The sequence below is a fragment of the Arthrobacter sp. STN4 genome (genome assembly GCF_024539665.1).
Classification (GTDB): Bacteria; Actinomycetota; Actinomycetes; order Actinomycetales; family Micrococcaceae; genus Specibacter.
Map to the genome: position 1 here is coordinate 26,738 of NZ_JAKZGX010000024.1, position 16,192 is coordinate 42,929.

At 68.3% G+C, this 16,192-nt stretch carries 13 protein-coding genes and 1 pseudogene; 10 read left to right on the plus strand and 4 right to left on the minus strand.

Annotation, left to right across the window (positions count from 1 at the left end; translation table 11 throughout):
- Window positions 1-2: 2 nt before the first annotated feature.
- The gene (locus MMF96_RS15160) at window positions 3-1,157 is read left to right on the plus strand and encodes an acyl-CoA dehydrogenase family protein (protein ID WP_375141449.1); all 1,155 of its coding nucleotides are present in this window, start codon (window positions 3-5) and stop codon (window positions 1,155-1,157) included.
- 66 nt (window positions 1,158-1,223) lie between these two features.
- A complete protein-coding gene (locus tag MMF96_RS15165; protein WP_176617557.1) occupies window positions 1,224-1,727 on the plus strand; it encodes an AAA family ATPase in 504 nt (167 codons plus the stop codon).
- A 14-nt stretch (window positions 1,728-1,741) separates the two neighbouring features.
- On the opposite strand, the gene MMF96_RS15170 is transcribed toward MMF96_RS15165, so the two are convergent.
- The gene (locus tag MMF96_RS15170; RefSeq protein WP_256884008.1) at window positions 1,742-2,446 is read right to left on the minus strand and encodes a ferritin-like fold-containing protein; all 705 of its coding nucleotides are present in this window, start codon (window positions 2,444-2,446) and stop codon (window positions 1,742-1,744) included.
- Window positions 2,447-2,510: 64 nt separating this feature from the next.
- On the opposite strand from MMF96_RS15170, the gene MMF96_RS15175 reads away from it, so the two are divergent.
- The 3 genes from MMF96_RS15175 (at window position 2,511) to MMF96_RS15185 (ending at window position 6,849) form a co-directional block, all read left to right on the plus strand.
- The gene (locus MMF96_RS15175; protein ID WP_256884009.1) at window positions 2,511-3,995 is read left to right on the plus strand and encodes an RNB domain-containing ribonuclease; all 1,485 of its coding nucleotides are present in this window, start codon (window positions 2,511-2,513) and stop codon (window positions 3,993-3,995) included.
- 375 nt (window positions 3,996-4,370) lie between these two features.
- Window positions 4,371-5,969 carry a DEAD/DEAH box helicase gene (locus MMF96_RS15180; RefSeq protein WP_371131012.1) on the plus strand — a complete coding sequence of 533 codons (1,599 nt, stop codon included), beginning with the start codon at window positions 4,371-4,373 and terminating at the stop codon, window positions 5,967-5,969.
- 10 nt (window positions 5,970-5,979) lie between these two features.
- Window positions 5,980-6,849 (plus strand): site-specific DNA-methyltransferase, encoded by an 870-nt coding sequence (locus tag MMF96_RS15185; protein WP_176617553.1) that lies wholly within the window; start codon window positions 5,980-5,982, stop codon window positions 6,847-6,849.
- Window positions 6,850-7,092: 243 nt separating this feature from the next.
- Here MMF96_RS15185 and MMF96_RS15190 read toward each other — a convergent pair.
- Window positions 7,093-8,382: pseudogene (locus tag MMF96_RS15190) on the minus strand (sodium:proline symporter); the annotation flags it as partial.
- Window positions 8,383-8,413: 31 nt separating this feature from the next.
- Entirely contained in the window at window positions 8,414-9,262 is an 849-nt protein-coding gene (locus MMF96_RS15195; RefSeq protein ID WP_176617552.1) for a PHP domain-containing protein, read from the minus strand.
- 82 nt (window positions 9,263-9,344) lie between these two features.
- Here MMF96_RS15195 and MMF96_RS15200 point away from each other — a divergent pair, with 82 nt between their 5' ends.
- From MMF96_RS15200 to MMF96_RS15210, 3 genes are all read left to right on the plus strand, one after another.
- Window positions 9,345-10,916 (plus strand): aminopeptidase P family protein, encoded by a 1,572-nt coding sequence (locus MMF96_RS15200; protein ID WP_256884010.1) that lies wholly within the window; start codon window positions 9,345-9,347, stop codon window positions 10,914-10,916.
- Window positions 10,917-11,061: 145 nt separating this feature from the next.
- Entirely contained in the window at window positions 11,062-11,589 is a 528-nt protein-coding gene (locus MMF96_RS15205) for a MarR family winged helix-turn-helix transcriptional regulator (protein ID WP_256884011.1), read from the plus strand.
- A complete protein-coding gene (locus MMF96_RS15210) occupies window positions 11,586-13,244 on the plus strand; it encodes a chloride channel protein (protein WP_256884012.1) in 1,659 nt (552 codons plus the stop codon). Before MMF96_RS15205 ends, MMF96_RS15210 begins: the two co-directional genes overlap by 4 nt.
- Window positions 13,245-13,395: 151 nt before the next feature.
- Here the strand turns inward: MMF96_RS15210 and MMF96_RS15215 are convergent, their stop codons facing one another.
- Complete coding sequence (locus tag MMF96_RS15215) at window positions 13,396-14,193, minus strand: general stress protein (protein WP_176617549.1); 798 nt, start codon at window positions 14,191-14,193, stop codon at window positions 13,396-13,398.
- 121 nt (window positions 14,194-14,314) lie between these two features.
- Between MMF96_RS15215 and MMF96_RS15220 the strand changes: the two genes are divergently transcribed.
- Together MMF96_RS15220 and MMF96_RS15225 are read left to right on the plus strand one after the other, a co-directional pair.
- Window positions 14,315-15,601, plus strand: coding sequence for a magnesium transporter MgtE N-terminal domain-containing protein (locus tag MMF96_RS15220; RefSeq protein ID WP_256884013.1), 1,287 nt, complete (start codon window positions 14,315-14,317; stop codon window positions 15,599-15,601).
- Window positions 15,594-16,181, plus strand: a complete 588-nt coding sequence (locus MMF96_RS15225) for a DUF1003 domain-containing protein (protein WP_256884014.1) — start codon at window positions 15,594-15,596, stop codon at window positions 16,179-16,181. Before MMF96_RS15220 ends, MMF96_RS15225 begins: the two co-directional genes overlap by 8 nt.
- Window positions 16,182-16,192 lie beyond the last annotated feature (11 nt).

Below are 16,192 nucleotides of genomic sequence, written 5' to 3' on the forward strand. Positions count from 1 at the left end.
CCGTGATCATGGACAACCACCGTTCCCCCTGGCTGACGGAGGAACTTGACGACCTCAGGGACCTGGCCCGCACGTTCCTGGACCAGAATTCCCGCCCGCACCATGCCCGGTGGGCCCAACAGCACTGCGTGGACAGGGAATTCTGGCGTCAGGCCGGCGCGGCAGGCCTTTTGTGCATCAGCATCCCCGAGGAATACGGCGGAGGCGGCGGCACCTTCGCCCACGAGGCCGTCATCATCGAAGAGCAGGCACGCATCGCCGACTCCGCCTGGGCCAACGTCGTCCACAGTGCCATTGTCGCCCACTACATCGCCGCCTTCGGCACGGAAGCACAGAAACAGCGCTGGCTCCCCGGCATGGCGGACGGCAGCCTTGTCGGCGCCATCGCCATGACCGAACCCTCGACAGGTTCGGACCTCCAAAGTGTCCGCACCCAGGCCAGGCGCGACGGCGACGCGTACGTGGTCAACGGCTCCAAGACCTTCATCTCCAACGCCACCGACTGCGACCTGCTGATTATCGCCGCCCGGACGGGTGCGGACAAGGGCGGCAAGGGATTGTCACTCATTGTGGCCGAGACCGCCGGCCTTGCCGGATTCGAACGCGGCCGCATCCTGGAGAAGATCGGCATGCACGGGCAGGACACCCGCGAACTCTCCTTCGTTGACATGAGGGTTCCGGCCGAAAACGTCCTGGGCGGCATCGAGGGCCGGGGCTTCATCCAACTCATGCAGCAGCTGCCCCAGGAACGCCTGGCCATCGCAGTGGCCTCTGCCGCGGAGTCGGAGTACGCGGTTCGCGAGGCAACGGCGTATGCGAAGGACAGGGACGCCTTTGGCCAAAAGCTGATGTCCTTCCAAAACACCCGGTTCGTGCTCGCGGAGTCGGCAGCAGACAGCCTCGCGGCCCGCACGCTCGTCGACCACTGCATTGCCCTGCACGTCGCCGGCGCCCTCGATGCGCCTACGGCCTCGCTCGCAAAATTCTGGTGCACCGATGTGCAAAGCAAGGTCACCGACCGGTGCCTGCAGGTCTTTGGCGGATACGGCTACATGACCGAGTACCCCATTGCCCGCCGCTACGCCGCCGCACGCGTCCAAAAAATTTACGGCGGCACGAACGAGATCATGAAGGAACTGGTGGCCCACTCCCTGTGACACCGAAGCAAGCAGGCCCATGTAGGGCTGCTGGGGCCGCGGCGGCGCCTGTGCTTGGATGGAAGCATGTCCACCTTGATCGTGCTGCGCGGCAATTCCGGCTCCGGCAAGAGCACGGTGGCCCGCGCGCTGCAGCACGAACTGGGTGCGGTGTGGATTGAACAGGACTACTTCCGCCGCGGCATCCTCGGCGAAACGGGCAACTACTCGCTTTTGAGCGTGGAACTCATTGAACACGCGGCCCAGCTGGCACTGCGGCACGGGCGGGATGTCATCATGGACGGCATGTTCAACGCCTCGGCGTACAGCGCGACGTTCATCCGGCTGCGCAACGGGCATGCCGGGCCCAGCCTGTTCTACGCCTGGGACCTCACGCTTGAGGAGACGCTGCGCCGCCACCAGACCCGGCCGCACAAGCTGGCGGACTTTGGCGAAAAGCAGATGCGGGGCTGGTACCACGGCTGGAACGCACTGGAGGGCGTGGCCGAACGACCGATCCTGGCCGGGGACAGCGTGGCGGATGCCGTCCGCCGGATCGTGGCCGATGTCCGGGCCGCGCAGCACCCGTAACTGCGCAGCATGGCTCAGGCCGTCAGGCCCAGCCGGCTCATGCGCTTTGAGTGCCCGCGCGTCAGCTGGGCCAGGATGGTTCCCACCTCCGAGGCGGCCTCCTCCTGCCTGCCGTCCGGGCCCAGGCCCACCAGGAAACTGTGCCGTGCGCCGATCTGCTGCGCCTGGGTCAGCGCCTCACCCACCAGCCGCCGGCCCCACAACGCCAGGCGTGAGGACAGCCGGGGGTCCTCGGCGAGCATCTTGTGCAGCAGCTGTTCCAGCAGCTCCGTCTGGGCCTTGCTGGTGCGCACCCGGGCAATGATGCCGCGCGTTTCGCCGTCCAGCCGTTCGGCAATGGCTGCATAAAAGTCCTCGGTGATGGCATCCACCACGTAGGCCTTCATGAGCGATTCATGCCAGTCGGCAGGCCGCGTCCGCTCGTGGAAGGAGTCAATCGTGCGCTGGAACGGCAGCATGGCCAGCTCCGGGTCCATGCCCATGGCGTGCAGCCTGGCGCACACCATCTCGTAGTGCCCAAACTCGGCCACCGCCATCTTGCCCAGCACGGCGCGGTCATTGAGCGTTGGCGAGTAGCGGGCGTCGGAGGACAGCCGCTCAAACCCGGAAAGCTCCCCGTAGGCAATGCCGCCGAGCAGGTCCACCACAAATTTGTCGTACCGTGCGCTCAGCTCTCCGGCGGAAATGGGCTCTTCGGCTGCGGGGGGCGGAGTACTCATAGGCTCCAGCGTAGCCGGGCCGCGCCGCCCTTGCGTAGCGGGGCGAATCGTTTACGCTGATTGCGTGCCGTACTCTCACATTGGCGTCAAAGGCAGCGCCGCGCAGCAGGCACTGGCCGAGGCCCTGGCAGCCCTGTCGGTGGAGTTTGACCTGCCCGACGGATTTGGCCCGGACGTGCTGGCGGAAGTGGAGACGGTCATTGCCGGCCACACGCTCCCGGAGCCGGACCTGACCGCCCTGCCCTTCATCACCATCGACCCGCCCGGCTCCCTGGACCTTGACCAGGCCATGTACCTGGAGCGCAAGGGCTCCGGCTACGTGGTCCACTACGCCATCGCCGACGTCCCCTCCTTCGTCCCCGCGGGCGGCGCGCTCGACACGGAAACCCGCCGCCGCGGCCAGACCTTCTACACCCCCGGCAACCGCATCCCCCTGCACCCTGTCCCGCTCAGCGAGGGTGCCGCCAGCCTGTTCGCCAACAATCCCCGTTCCGCCTTCGTCTGGGAGATTGAACTGGCCGCCGACGGTTCGCAGCTTTCGGCCCGCGTCCGCCGCGCCACCGTCCGGAGCATCGCCAAGCTGGGCTATGCCGAGGCCCAGGACATGCTCGACGCCGGCACCGCCCCGGCCGACTATGCCGGCACCCTGGAGCTGCTGCGGGAGATCGGGACGAAGCGGATCGGGCTGGAACGCGCCCGCGGCGGCGCCAGCCTGAACGTCCCGGCCCAGGAAGTGGAGTTTGTGGACGGCCGCTACGTCCTGCAGTTCCGGCCCGCCCTGCCGCTGGAAGACTGGAACGCACAGATTTCCCTCTTGACCGGCATGGCCGCCGCCCAGGTGATGCTCGAGGGCAAGGTGGGCATCCTGCGCACCATGCCGGCCCCTGACGACGGCGCCGTGGCCGCCTACCGGATGCAGACCGTGGCCTTGGGCAAGCCCTGGGAGGAGGGCATGGAGTACGGGGCCTACCTGCGCACCCTGGACACCTCGGACCCCAGGCAGCTGGCCCTCATGCACGCCGCGGCCACGCTGTTCCGCGGCGCCGGCTACACACCCTTTAACGGTGAGGTGCCCGAGGAGGTGGTCCAGGCCGCCGTCGCCGCCCCGTACGCCCACGCCACCGCGCCGCTGCGCCGTCTGGTGGACCGGTTTGTGCTGGCCATCTGCGCGGCCCTGTGTTCCGGCTCCGAGGCGCCGGACTGGGCGGTCCAGGCCCTGGACGGGCTTCCGGAGATCATGTCCGCGTCCAACCAGCTCGCCAGCAAGGTGGACAAGGCCGCGATCGACACGGTGGAGGCGGCGCTGCTCAGCCACAGGGTCGGGACGGAATTTGACGCCGTCGTCCTGGCCGGCCCGCGGCAGAACGGCCACACCACCAAGGCCGGTGCCGCCCGCAGCACCATCCAGATCGCGGACCCGGCCGTCACCGGGTACTGCGAAGGCGCGCTGGAACCGGGCACCGTGGTGCGGGTGAAGCTCGTGACGGCGGACATCGCCAGGCGGACCATCCAGTTTGTCCCCGCAGCCCCCCGCAAGGACGGCAGCTAGACGGGGATGCCGCGCACCGACACCCCCGTTAAATGACGGCCCGCGGAGGGGAATTGGGTGTGACCGGCTAGACTTGGGGTGTAGACATGGATGCCCGGTCGTTGATTGATGTTTTTGATTCAACAAGCCCGCCCCTACGCGAGTCTTTCTTTTGGTCCGCCCCGCCCGCCGCCCTGGCGGAGGGAGGCCACGTTTTTGTAAGCCCGCGATCGGCTTCCCCCCGTTTGTGCGCCCCGCCAGGTTCCGTACGGCAATGACAAGCCGGCGTTGAGCCGCCACCGGGTGCGCACCTGTATAGACGAATTGAACGGTACGAATTTGAGCATTGAAGCAGATTCCCTCCTGCAGGCAGAAGACAGCAGCGAGAAGGTCGAAATTGACGGCAGCCTGACCAGCAACGAGCCTCCCCGCCAGGAAGAGAAGGCCACCTTCGCCAGCTTCGGCGTGCACGCGGACATCGTGCTGTCGCTGAACGAGGCCGGCATCACCCATCCCTTCCCGATCCAGGCCATGACCCTGCCCATCGCACTCGGCGGGCACGACATCATCGGCCAGGCCAAGACCGGCACCGGCAAGACGCTCGGCTTCGGCATCCCCGCGCTGCAGCGCGTGGTGGGCCCGAAGGACGACGGCTATGACAAGCTGCCCGTGCCCGGCGCCCCGCAGGCCCTGGTCATCGTGCCGACGCGCGAACTGGCCGTCCAGGTCGCCGGCGACCTCACCACGGCCTCCAAGCACCGCGGCGTGCGCATCGCCACGATTTACGGCGGCCGTGCCTACGAGCCCCAGATCGAGTCCCTGCAAAAGGGCGTTGAAGTGGTGGTCGGCACCCCCGGCCGCCTGATTGACCTGCTGCGCCAGCGCCACCTGAACCTGAAGAACGTCAAGATCGTCATCCTCGACGAGGCCGACGAGATGCTGGACCTGGGCTTCCTGCCCGACGTCGAGACCCTGATCGCCGGCACCCCGGCCGTGCGCCAGACCATGCTGTTCTCCGCCACCATGCCCGGCCCCGTCGTCGCCATGGCCCGGCGGTACATGACGCAGCCCACGCACATCCGTGCCGCCGACCCCGACGACGAGGGCCTGACCAAGCGCGACATCCGCCAGGTCATCTACCGCACGCACAACCTGGACAAGATCGAGGTCCTGGCCCGCATCCTGCAGTCGCGCGGCCGCGGCCGCTCCATCATCTTCACCAAGACCAAGCGCACCGCCGCCAAGGTCTCCGAGGAACTCGTGGACCGCGGCTTTGCCGCCGCCGCCATCCACGGCGACCTCGGCCAGGGCGCCCGCGAGCAGGCCCTGCGCGCCTTCCGCAACAACAAGGTCGACGTGCTGGTGGCCACCGACGTCGCCGCCCGCGGCATCGACGTGGACGACGTCACGCACGTGGTCAACTACCAGTGCGTCGAGGACGAGAAGATCTACCTGCACCGCGTGGGCCGCACGGGCCGCGCCGGCAACAAGGGCACGGCCGTCACGTTCGTGGACTGGGACGACATGCCCCGGTGGGCGCTGATCAACAAGGCCCTGGGCCTGAACGTGCCCGAACCCGTCGAGACCTACTCCTCCTCCCCGCACCTCTACACCGACCTGGACATCCCGGAAGGCACCAAGGGCCGCCTGCCGCGCAACCAGCGCACCCACGCCGGGATCGGGGCCGAAGTCCTGGAGGACCTGGGCGAGACCGGCAAGCGCCACACCCCGAAGCAGGACAGCCGTGAGGGTGGCCGGGGCGGCAACCGCGGCGGAAACCGAAGCGGCGCCCGCCACGGCGAGAAGCACGCCGGCGAGCGGAACGACGGCGGGCGCAACCGCCGTCGGGCCTCCTCTGGCGAGCGGGACGAGGCCCGGGACAACGGGCCGGCCGAGACCGCCGGCGAGGGCACGGCGGCCCGTCCGCGGCGTACGCGCACCCGCACCCGCCGCCGCAATGGCGAGGTCGTGGGCAAGCCCGACGCCGGCGAATAGCCAACAACAGATGACGACGACTGCCTGGCAGCCGGACGGGGCGGGGCCGAACCTGGTGGTCCATGCGGACAACGCCGAGTTCCTCCCCACCCTCCCGGATGGTTCCTTCACCCTGATTTATGTGGACCCGCCCTTCAACACCGGAAGGGTGCAGAGCCGGCAGCAGACCACCATGGTGCGCAATTCCGGCGGCGGCGGCGACCGCATCGGCTTTGGCGGGCGCAGCTACGACACCGTCAAGGGCGCGCTGCACAGCTATGACGACGCCTTCACGGACTACTGGCAGTTTCTGGAGCCGCGGCTGGTGGAGGCCTGGCGGCTGCTCGCCGAGGACGGCACCCTGTACCTGCACCTCGATTACCGGGAGGTCCACTACGCCAAGGTCATGCTGGATGCGATCTTTGGCCGGGAATGCTTCCTGAACGAGATCATCTGGGCCTATGACTATGGTGCGCGGGCCAAAAGCCGCTGGCCCACCAAGCACGACAACATCCTGGTGTATGTCAAGGACCCGAAGAAGTACCACTTCGACAACGCCGAGGTGGACCGCGAACCGTACATGGCCCCCGGCCTGGTCACGCCGGAAAAGCGTGAGCGCGGCAAGCTGCCCACGGATGTCTGGTGGCACACCATCGTCTCGCCCACGGGCAAGGAGAAGACCGGCTACCCGACGCAGAAGCCCGAGGGGCTGCTGCGCCGGGCCGTGGCGGCCTCCTCCCGGGAGGGCGACTGGGTGCTGGACTTCTTCGCCGGTTCCGGCACGCTCGGCGCCGTTGCGGCGAAGCTGGGGCGCCGTTTTGTGTGCGTTGACGCCAACCCCCAGGCGATTGCCGTCATGACGGCACGGCTGGGCCACGTCGCGACGGTGCTGGAACCATGACGACGGTGCTGGAACCATGACGGTGCCGGGACCTTAAGGCCGCCTGCCGCTGGGTGCCCGGGAGGGCCCTAAACCAGGGGCCGGCCCTGACGCCGCGCCGTCAGGATTTCCTGGATGAAGGCCTTGCCCAGGACCTAAAGGACCACGGCAACGATCACGGGCCACACCCGCATGTACAGTGTCAGGAACACAACGTCCATGGATTCGTCCTACGCTTTCTCGTCAAGTGCCAGCGCGGCGGTGGCCGGGGGCAAACGGTGCTGCGGCAATGATCGCCGCCACTGCCACGGTCTTGGCCACCTTCAGCCCGAGGAAGCCGAACGCCATCAGGCCAAGGACCACGCCGATTCCAATGACGGCCAGGATGGCCACGGCGATTCCGGCGGCGCCGCCCAGCGGCAGCCAGCCGAAGCGGACGGGGATGAACGCGGCCGGGGCCGCCAACACCGAGTCGGTGAAGGCCCTGTTGGTGACCTTCTCCCAGTAGAAGCTGGCGATGACGGGGAACACGAGCGCACCCCAGAGGGCGCCGACAAACACCAGCAGGTCAAGGATGTTCAGCTTCCCGCTGGCAAAGTACAGGCCGGCGCCGGTGGCAACCACCATGGTGATGCGCCCGATGAACAGCATGGTCTTCGGGTTCCCCTGGCCCTTCCTGGCAATGTTCTGCCCATGGATGTCGGCCATGACGATGGCGGACAGCGCCGACAGGTCCGAGTCTGCTGTCGAGGACAGGGCCCCGATGATCATGATCAGGAAGATGCCCAGCAGCACCGGGCCCGGGTACGTCGCGGCCATTTGCGGGATCAGGTTGTTCGTGTCCCCGCCCAGCGGCACAATGCCGGTGTACGGCGCCATCACGCCGAGCATGCCGATGCCGATGATGGTGGCGCCATAGCCCCCGGTTGCCGTCACGAAGGTCTTCTTGATCAGGTCCCCACGCACGGCAAACAGGCGCTGGGCAACGCTCTGGTTGCCAATGGCGTAGGCCAGCACCGCGGCAATGCACGGCGCCCAGCATGGCAAACACCTGCGCGGCATCCGTCAGCACGGAGGCACGGAAACCGGACCACGGGGAGTACAGCAGGATGCCACCGGCAATGAAGTTGGAGGTGATGCTGATGAGGGAGCCGGCGATGTTGGAGCCGGCCAGCATGAGCTGGCTGGGTTTTCCGTGCCGGGCGTACAGGGCCTCGGCCAGGGTGTGGGCCTTGGGCGCCACGGAGCGGATCCGCTTGCCAAAGGGGTGGATGAACAAAATCATCAACGCGCCCCACAGGCCGTAGTGGATCGGCCCGGAAATGCCGTAGGCATAGCCGGAGGTGGCCGAGGCGTCCATCGACGACGCCCAAATCCACGTGGCGGTCATGCTGCCGGCGGAAATTCCAAAGCCGACCTTGTTTCCGGCGGTCATGTCGTAGTCGGCGTTTTCATTCCTTTTCCCAATAAACAGGTCAGCAAGAGGGTTCCGCCATAAAAAGCGACCAGCCGCCCTCCCGCCGCGCGCCCGAATGGACCGAGCGGGCAGGTAATGATGGCACAACCATTGCTGCACCGGCCGTGGTCAGGGCAGGTACGCCTGCGAACCCTTCGCGGCGTCAACGATCCGTTCGAGCATCTCCGGCGCCGTGGTGTTTTCGCCGAGCAGGTTCGGTTTCCCGGTGCCGTGGTAGTCCGAGGAACCGGTCACGATCAGCCCTTCCCGGCGCGCCAGCTTGCGCAGCCAGACGCGGTTTTCCGGCGGGTTGTCCCGGTGGTCGACCTCCAGGCCGAGCAGTCCGGCGTCGATCATGTCATGGAAGGTTTCCGGCTCCACCACCCGCCCCCGGGCGGACGCGAGCGGGTGGGCAAACACGGGCACCCCGCCGGCGGCCCGCACCAATTCCACGGCCAGCACCGGGTCCGGTGCGTAGTGGCTGACAAAGTAGCGCGAATGTGAGGTAAGGATGTTGGCAAAGGCCTCGTTGCGGTCGGCCACGATCCCGGCCGCCACCAGGGCGTCGGCAATGTGCGGCCGGCCGACCGTGGCGCCGGGGGCCACGTGCGCGCTGACGTCGTCCCAGTTCAGCGGGTAGTCCTCGGCCAGGCGCTCCACCATGCGTTCGGCGCGGGACAGGCGGGCGTCCTTGGCCTTGGTGATTTCCTCCAGCAGCCCGGGGTCGGCCGGGTCGTGCAGGTAGCACAGCAGGTGGACGCTGATCCCGCGGGACGTCTTGCAGGACACCTCCATGCCCGGGACCAGCCCGATCCCCTGCCCGCGGGCCGCCGCCAACGCCTCGGCCCAGCCGGCGGTGGAGTCGTGGTCGGTCAGGGCAAGGACGTCCAGCCCCGCCGCAGCGGCCGCGGACACGAGTCCCGCGGGGGCCTGTGTGCCGTCGGAAACGTTTGAATGCGCGTGCAGATCGATCCTCACTCCCCCAGCCTACGTCCCGGCCGGGCCAGGCACCGCGCTCCCTGCCTTTGTCCGCGCGCAGCCCCGGTGAGAGACTGGGGGGATGAACCAGACGGAACAGCCCACCCAGCATCCTGAATCCATCCAGCAGCCGCTCGAGGAACGCGTGAACAACCGTTCGCACCGCCCCGACTCGGACGCGTTCCGCGCCTTCATGGCCGCCAATTGGGCTCCCGCGTCCACGCAGCTGCCCGCCCGGGCCGAGGTCGCGGACCATGCCGCGCGCCGCCGTTGTGCCATTTCCGAACAGTTCAAGGGCGAGCGCCTGGTCATCCCGGCCGGCGCCCTGAAGGTCCGCTCCAACGACTGCGACTACCGCTTCCGCCCGCACTCCGCGTTTGCCCACCTGACGGGCCTGGGCGTCGACCACGAGCCGGACGCCGTGCTGGTCCTGGAACCCGTTGCCGACGGCGAGGGGGACGACGGCGGCCACCACCACGCGACGCTGTACTTCCGGCCGCTGGCCGGCCGGGACATGAAGCAGTTCTACGCCGACTCCCGCAGCGGCGAGTTCTGGATCGGCCCGCGGCCCACACTGGCCGAGTTCAGGGCGCTGCTGGGCCTGGACACCGTGGACATTTCCGAGCTGGAGGTGGCCATCACCAAGAATGTGGGCGAACCCAGCGTGGGCGGCGTGTCCGTCCGGCTGGTGCGCAAGGTTGACGAGAACATCGACGCCCTGGTGGACACGGCCCGCTACAACACCGCCGTCGACCCGGAGAACATGGACTTTGCCGCGCTGGACGAACTCGATGCGAAACTGGCCGAGGCCCTGTCCGAGCTGCGCCTCCTCAAGGACGGGTGGGAAATTGAGCAGATGAAGATCGCCATTGCCGCCACGGCCGCCGGCTTCGAGGAGATCGTCAAGGCCCTGCCGCGCGCCGTGACCCACCGCCGCGGCGAACGCGTGGTGGAAGGGGCGTTCTTCGCCCGCGCCCGCGAGGACGGCAACGAGCTTGGCTACGACACCATCGCCGCCGGCGGGAACAATGCCACCATCCTGCACTGGACGCACAACACCGGCACCGTGAACGACGGCGAAATGCTGCTGGTGGACGCCGGCGTCGAGGCGGATTCACTGTACACGGCGGACGTCACGCGCACCATCCCGGTCAACGGCCGGTACTCCGAGGTCCAGCGCCGGATCTACCAGGCGGTGCTTGACGCGGCGGACGCTGCGTTCGCCGTCGCCGTCCCGGGCCGCCGGTTCCGCGAGGTGCACAACGCCGCCATGGAGGTGCTGGCCGCGCGCCTGGAGGAATGGGGCCTGCTGCCCGTCGCGGCCGCCGTCGCGCTGTCGCCGGAGGGCCAGCAGCACCGCCGCTGGATGCCACACGGCACGAGCCACCACCTGGGCCTTGACGTGCACGACTGCGCGCAGGCCCGTGCCGAGCTGTACCTGGACGGCATCATCACCGAGGGCATGGTCTTCACCATCGAACCGGGCCTGTACTTCAAGGCCGAGGACCTGGGCATCCCGGCCGAGTACCGCGGCAACGGCGTGCGGATCGAGGACGACATCCTCATCACCGCCGGCGGACCCGTCAACCTCAGCGCGGCACTCCCCCGCACCCCGGACGACGTCGAAGCCTGGATGGCCCGCCTCTCCGCCTAGCACTCCGCCGCCCCTCCCAACTGGGTCGCACTTGTTACCGTTTTCGCCCGATTTTTCGGGGATTATTGGTAACAAGTGCGACCCAGTTGCGGTTTAACGTTACGGGCCATTCGGTAAAACTCTTGCGGTGTGCAACACTTTGGAAGTGAAACATCCTTTGCCCGATCCCGGGCCCACCGCAGTCCCACCCAACACCTCCATGCACGATCGCGGGGTGCACGCCCTTGAAATGCTGGCCCGCGACGTTGTCGGCATGACCCTGCACAGCCTGAACGAGCTCGAAGGTCCGCTCACCGGGCCACAGTTCCGGCTGCTCCTGACCCTGGACACGCTGGGCACGGTGCAGTCCTCCCGCGCCGCCGCCGCCATGGGGGTGGCGCCGTCGTCCGTGTCCCGGCTGGCTGAGCGGCTGGCCGCGTCCGGGCACATCGAACGCGGCTCGGACACCCACCACCGCAGCGTGGTGACCCTGGAGCTGAGCGCGCTTGGCAAGGCGGTGGTGGAGCGCGTGACCGGGTGGCGCAAGCAGCAGCTGGCACGCATGCTGGCGGCGGTCCCCGCGGACCGCCAGGCCGGCGTGGTGGACGCCCTGGAACTGCTCTACACCTCGGTGGCCAACGCCGACGACGACGCCCTCGCCGACGCGATGGCCTGGAACCGGGTGGCCCTGTGAGCGCCGGGATCGGCGCCCTGGCACCCGGCGGGCGCACGGGAATGCGGCGGAAGCTGGAGCTGGGTGACTTCACGCTCACCCCGCGCGTGCTGGTGATCACGGCCTGGGCCCTGCTGGTGGGCGCCGCCGGCGCCGCCGCCGCGTTCGTGCTGCTGAAGCTGATCGGCCTTGTCACCAACTTGGTCTTTTACCAGCGCCTGGCCACGGACCTCGTGGCCCCGGGGGCACACCATCCCTGGTGGCTGGTCCTGTTCGCCCCGACGGTGGGCGGCCTTGTCATCGGCGTGATGGCCCGGTTTGGCTCGGAGAAGATCCGCGGGCACGGCATGCCCGAGGCCATCGAGGCCATCCTTACCCAGGGCAGCGTGGTGGCCCCGAAGGTGGCCCTGCTGAAACCAATCTCCGCGGCCATCAGCATCGGCACGGGCGGCCCGTTCGGTGCCGAGGGCCCCATCATCATGACCGGCGGCGCCCTGGGCTCCATCCTGGCGCAGGGGCTGAAGTTCAGCGCCGACGAACGGAAGGCGCTCATGGTGGCCGGCGCCGCGGCCGGCATGGCAGCGACGTTCAACTCGCCGCTGGCAGCCGTGCTGCTGGCTGTGGAACTGCTGCTCTTCGAGTGGCGCCCGCGCAGCTTCATCCCGGTGGTGGCCGCCGTCGCCGTCGCCATTTACGGCCGCGGCCTGCTCCTGGGCACGGCCCCGATCTTTCCGGTCACGGTCCCCGCGGACCTGCACTACCCGATTTCCGTGAACGCGCTGGCCGTGGTTGGCGGCGTGGTGGGCGGCCTGTTGGCCGTGGTGGCCACCTGGCTGGTGTACCGCGCGGAGGATGCGTTCCACAAGCTGCCTGTCCACTGGATGTGGTGGCCGGCGATCGGCGGGCTGGTCATCGGCGCCGGCGGGCTGATCGAGCCCCGCGCGCTGGGCGTCGGTTACGACGTGATCGACCAGTTGCTCACGGGCCGGGCGACCATGGGCCTGATCGTGGGGATCCTGGTGGTCAAGACGCTGATCTGGTCCCTGTCCCTCGGTTCCGGGACCTCCGGCGGCGTGCTGGCACCGATCTTCATGATCGGCGGCGCGCTGGGCGCCCTCGAGGGTCTGTTCTTCCCCCACGTCTTCCCCGGGTTCTGGGCGATGGTCGGCCTGGCCGCGGTCGTGGGCGGTGTCATGCGCGCGCCCCTGACCGGCGTCATCTTCACCGTGGAGCTGACCCACGTCTACAGCGCCATCCTTCCACTGCTGATCGCGGCCACGGCGGCCCACGCGCTGTCCAGTCTGGTGCTCAAGCGCTCCGTGCTGACCGAGAAAATCGCACGGCGAGGGCTCCACCTGACCCGCGAGTATTCCACCGACCCGCTGGAAACTTTCTTCGCCCGCCAGGTGATGGCGCCCCTGGACCCGGGCCGGCCGGCCCCCGCCCCCGGGGACAGCCTGGTGGTCGACGACGGCGCCACCACCCGGCACGTGGCCTACCTCCTCGCGGAGGACGGGCGGGGCAGTGCCCTGGTGGTCCGGACCGGGGCCGACGGCGCCGTGGAACCGGTGGGCACCATCACGGCATCCGACCTGCTCAAGGCACGCCTCCACGACCTTAACGAAGAACACGTCCGGGTCCGGATTTTTGCAGCCGGCGAGGGCGCCCTCCCCTGACCGGCGCCGCGGCACTGCGCAGAATGCCGATGGGGACTTGTGGGCCTGGATCATCCAGGCCCACAAGTCCCCATCGGCGTCTTCGGCCGCCCCGTCCTGCCTGGTCGGGGCAGGTGGGCGGGACCGGCGTCGGGCACGAAAGGTGAAAGGGCTACTGCCCCGACGCGCCCTCTTCGGGCTTCTCGGGGGCCCGCTGCGGCGGGTTGTCCACGCGGATGCCGTACTGGGGGCGGCCGTCCGGGAGGTCGGGGAACTGCCCGCGGCGCGGCCCGCTCAGGGGTGCCTGGCCCGGACGGTCGTGGCTTTCCTCGGCCTCGGGCGAGTCGGGGACGGGCTGCTTGGGCGTGCCGTAGGGGTCGTGCCAGCCTTCGGGGCGCGCCGGCGGCTGCGCGGGGGGCTGGACCGGCGGCCGGTAGCCCTGCCCCTGGAAGGGGCGGGGCGCGGCGGATTTCATGGGCAGCTGGGCGAGAATGCGGCGCGCGTCCATGGCCAGGTCCGGGGAAACAATGACGTCGTAGTTGCTGGCCAGCACCTGGTTCGTGGAGGTGAAGTCACGCTTGCCGCGCTGGGCGGCGTAGCCGATGATGGCGAACAGCATCCAGAACGCGGCGCCCATCAGTACCGCCGTCATGACGTTCAGGTAGGGCCCGCCCGCACCGGCATTGCCGTCGAAGAAGGAAAGAAGGACCCCGATGAACAGGCCAAACCAGGCACCGGTCATGGCACCGGACAGGGCCACGCGCGGATAGCTGAGCTTGCCGGTGACGCGTTCCACCATCTTCAGGTCGTTGCCCACAATCGAGACGTGCTGGACCGGGAATTTCTCGTCCGCCAGGTAGTCGACCGCCTTTTGGGCGTCCAAATATGAGGTGTAGGAACCGATCGTCTCCCCGGTGGGAAGAACGCGGGCCTCATCCATTGGTCGGGTACGTCCAAAGAGGTTTGCCATACAACCATTCTTCACCATCTACCTGCACATTGGCTGGAGTATCGCTGGCAGTGAAATGCGCCCGCACTGCCGGGCGCGCCAAGGTTACGTCAATTCCACGCGTGGGAAGTAGCCTGTAGGTGTGAGCACTCAACCCACGCGCATCTTTGTGGCGCGACTCCTCGGCCTGGACGTCTTTGACCCGTTGGGCGACCGTCTGGGCAAATTGCGCGATGTGGTGGTGCTGGGCCTCGGCCAGCCGCACACGGCCCCGCACGCCGTCGGCATCGTGGTTGAAGTCCCGGGCAAGAAACGCGTGTTCGTGCCGATGACCCGCCTGACGTCCATGGACCAGTCCCAGATCATCTGCACCGGCCTGGTCAACCTGCGCCGCTTTGAACAGCGCGGCGCCGAACAGCTGGTGGTGGGCGGGATCTTCGACCGCAAGGTGTCCCTGGTGGACGGCAGCGGCGATGCCGTCATTGAAGACATTGCCATGGACCAGCAGCGCAACGGCGACTGGGTGGTCACGAAGCTGTTTGTGCGCCGGGGCGGCTCGACCTCCCGGCTGCGCGGCCTGAGGCGCGGGCACACCCTGCTCATCGACTGGGCGGACGCCCACCCCGACGACGCCCTGGAGCCGCAGGGCGCCACGCACTTTGTGGCCACCCATGAAGACCTCAAGGCGGCAGACTTCGCCGACGCCCTGCAGGAAATGAGCGACAAACGCCGCGTCGAGGTGGCCAGCGAGCTGCAGGACGAACGGCTCGCTGACGTCATGTCCGAACTGCCGGAGGAAGACCAGGTCACCCTGCTCTCCGCCCTCGACAACGAACGCGCCGCGGACGTCCTGGAAGAGATGGACCCCGACGACGCCGCCGACCTCCTGGCCGACCTCCCCCAGGCCAAGGCGGAGGAACTGCTGCTGCTGATGGAACCGGACGAGGCCAAGGATGTCCGGCGCCTGCTGCAGTACGAGGAGGGCACGGCCGGCGCGCTCATGACGTCGGTGCCGGTGATCCTTCCCCCTGAGGCCACGGTTGCCGAGGCGCTGGCGCACGTGCGCAGCGAAGACCTCTCCCCGGCGCTGGCCTCCGCCATCTTCATCTGCCGCCCGCCGCTGGAGACGCCCACGGGCCGTTTCCTGGGCGTGGTGCACATCCAGCAGCTGCTGCGCAGCGCCCCGCCGGAACAGTTGGGCACGCTCGTGGACAAGAACCTGGAGCCCGTTTCCGACCAGGACGACATCAGCGTGGTCAGCCACACCATGGCCTCCTACAACCTCAACTCCCTGCCGGTGGTCAGCAAGGAGGGCCGGCTGGTGGGCGCCGTGACCGTGGACGACCTGCTGGACCACCTGCTCCCCGAGGACTGGCGCACGCACGACGACAGCGCCCCGATCAGAAAGCTGGGAGGCCGCATTGGCTGAAAAGCACCACGCCAAGGGCGGCGGCCTCGACACGCCCCTGGAGCTGCGGTCCCGGCTCCTGCCCAACCTCGCCGGCGACCCGGACCTCTTCGGCCGCTTTGCCGAGCGCTTTGCCCGCTACATGGGCACGGCGAATTTCCTGCTGTACATGACCATCGTGGTGGTGGTGTGGATTGCGCTGAATGTCGTGGGGCTGTTTGGCCTCAAGTGGGACCCGTACCCGTTCATCCTGCTCAACCTGTTTTTCTCCACCCAGGCCTCCTATGCGGCACCACTGATCCTGCTGGCCCAGAACCGCCAGGATGACCGGGACCGCGTCCAGATCGAGCAGGACCGCACCCGCAACGAGCGCAACCTGGCGGACACCGAGTACCTGACCCGGGAGGTGGCCGCGTTGCGCATCTCCCTGCGCGAGGTCGCCACCCGCGACTTCGTCCGCTCCGAGCTGCGCAGCCTCCTGGAGGAACTGATCAGCTTCTCCGACGACGACGCGGAGCCGGGCCGCGAGCCCCGCGTCTTCCGAAATCCCGCCACCCAGGCCATCAAGACCGTCCCCGCCAAGCGCACCACCAACAACTAAGGCCGCCACCG

Bases quoted from the DNA above. Each gene is read 5' to 3' on its own strand.
- MMF96_RS15185 (WP_176617553.1), top strand. From the start codon at position 5,980: ATGACGACGACTGCCTGGCAGCCGGACGGGGCGGGGCCGAACCTGGTG.
- MMF96_RS15165 (WP_176617557.1), top strand. From the start codon at position 1,224: ATGTCCACCTTGATCGTGCTGCGCGGCAATTCCGGCTCCGGCAAGAGC.
- MMF96_RS15215 (WP_176617549.1), bottom strand. From the start codon at position 14,193: ATGGCAAACCTCTTTGGACGTACCCGACCAATGGATGAGGCCCGCGTT.
- MMF96_RS15170 (WP_256884008.1), bottom strand. From the start codon at position 2,446: ATGAGTACTCCGCCCCCCGCAGCCGAAGAGCCCATTTCCGCCGGAGAG.
- MMF96_RS15200 (WP_256884010.1), top strand. From the start codon at position 9,345: ATGAACCAGACGGAACAGCCCACCCAGCATCCTGAATCCATCCAGCAG.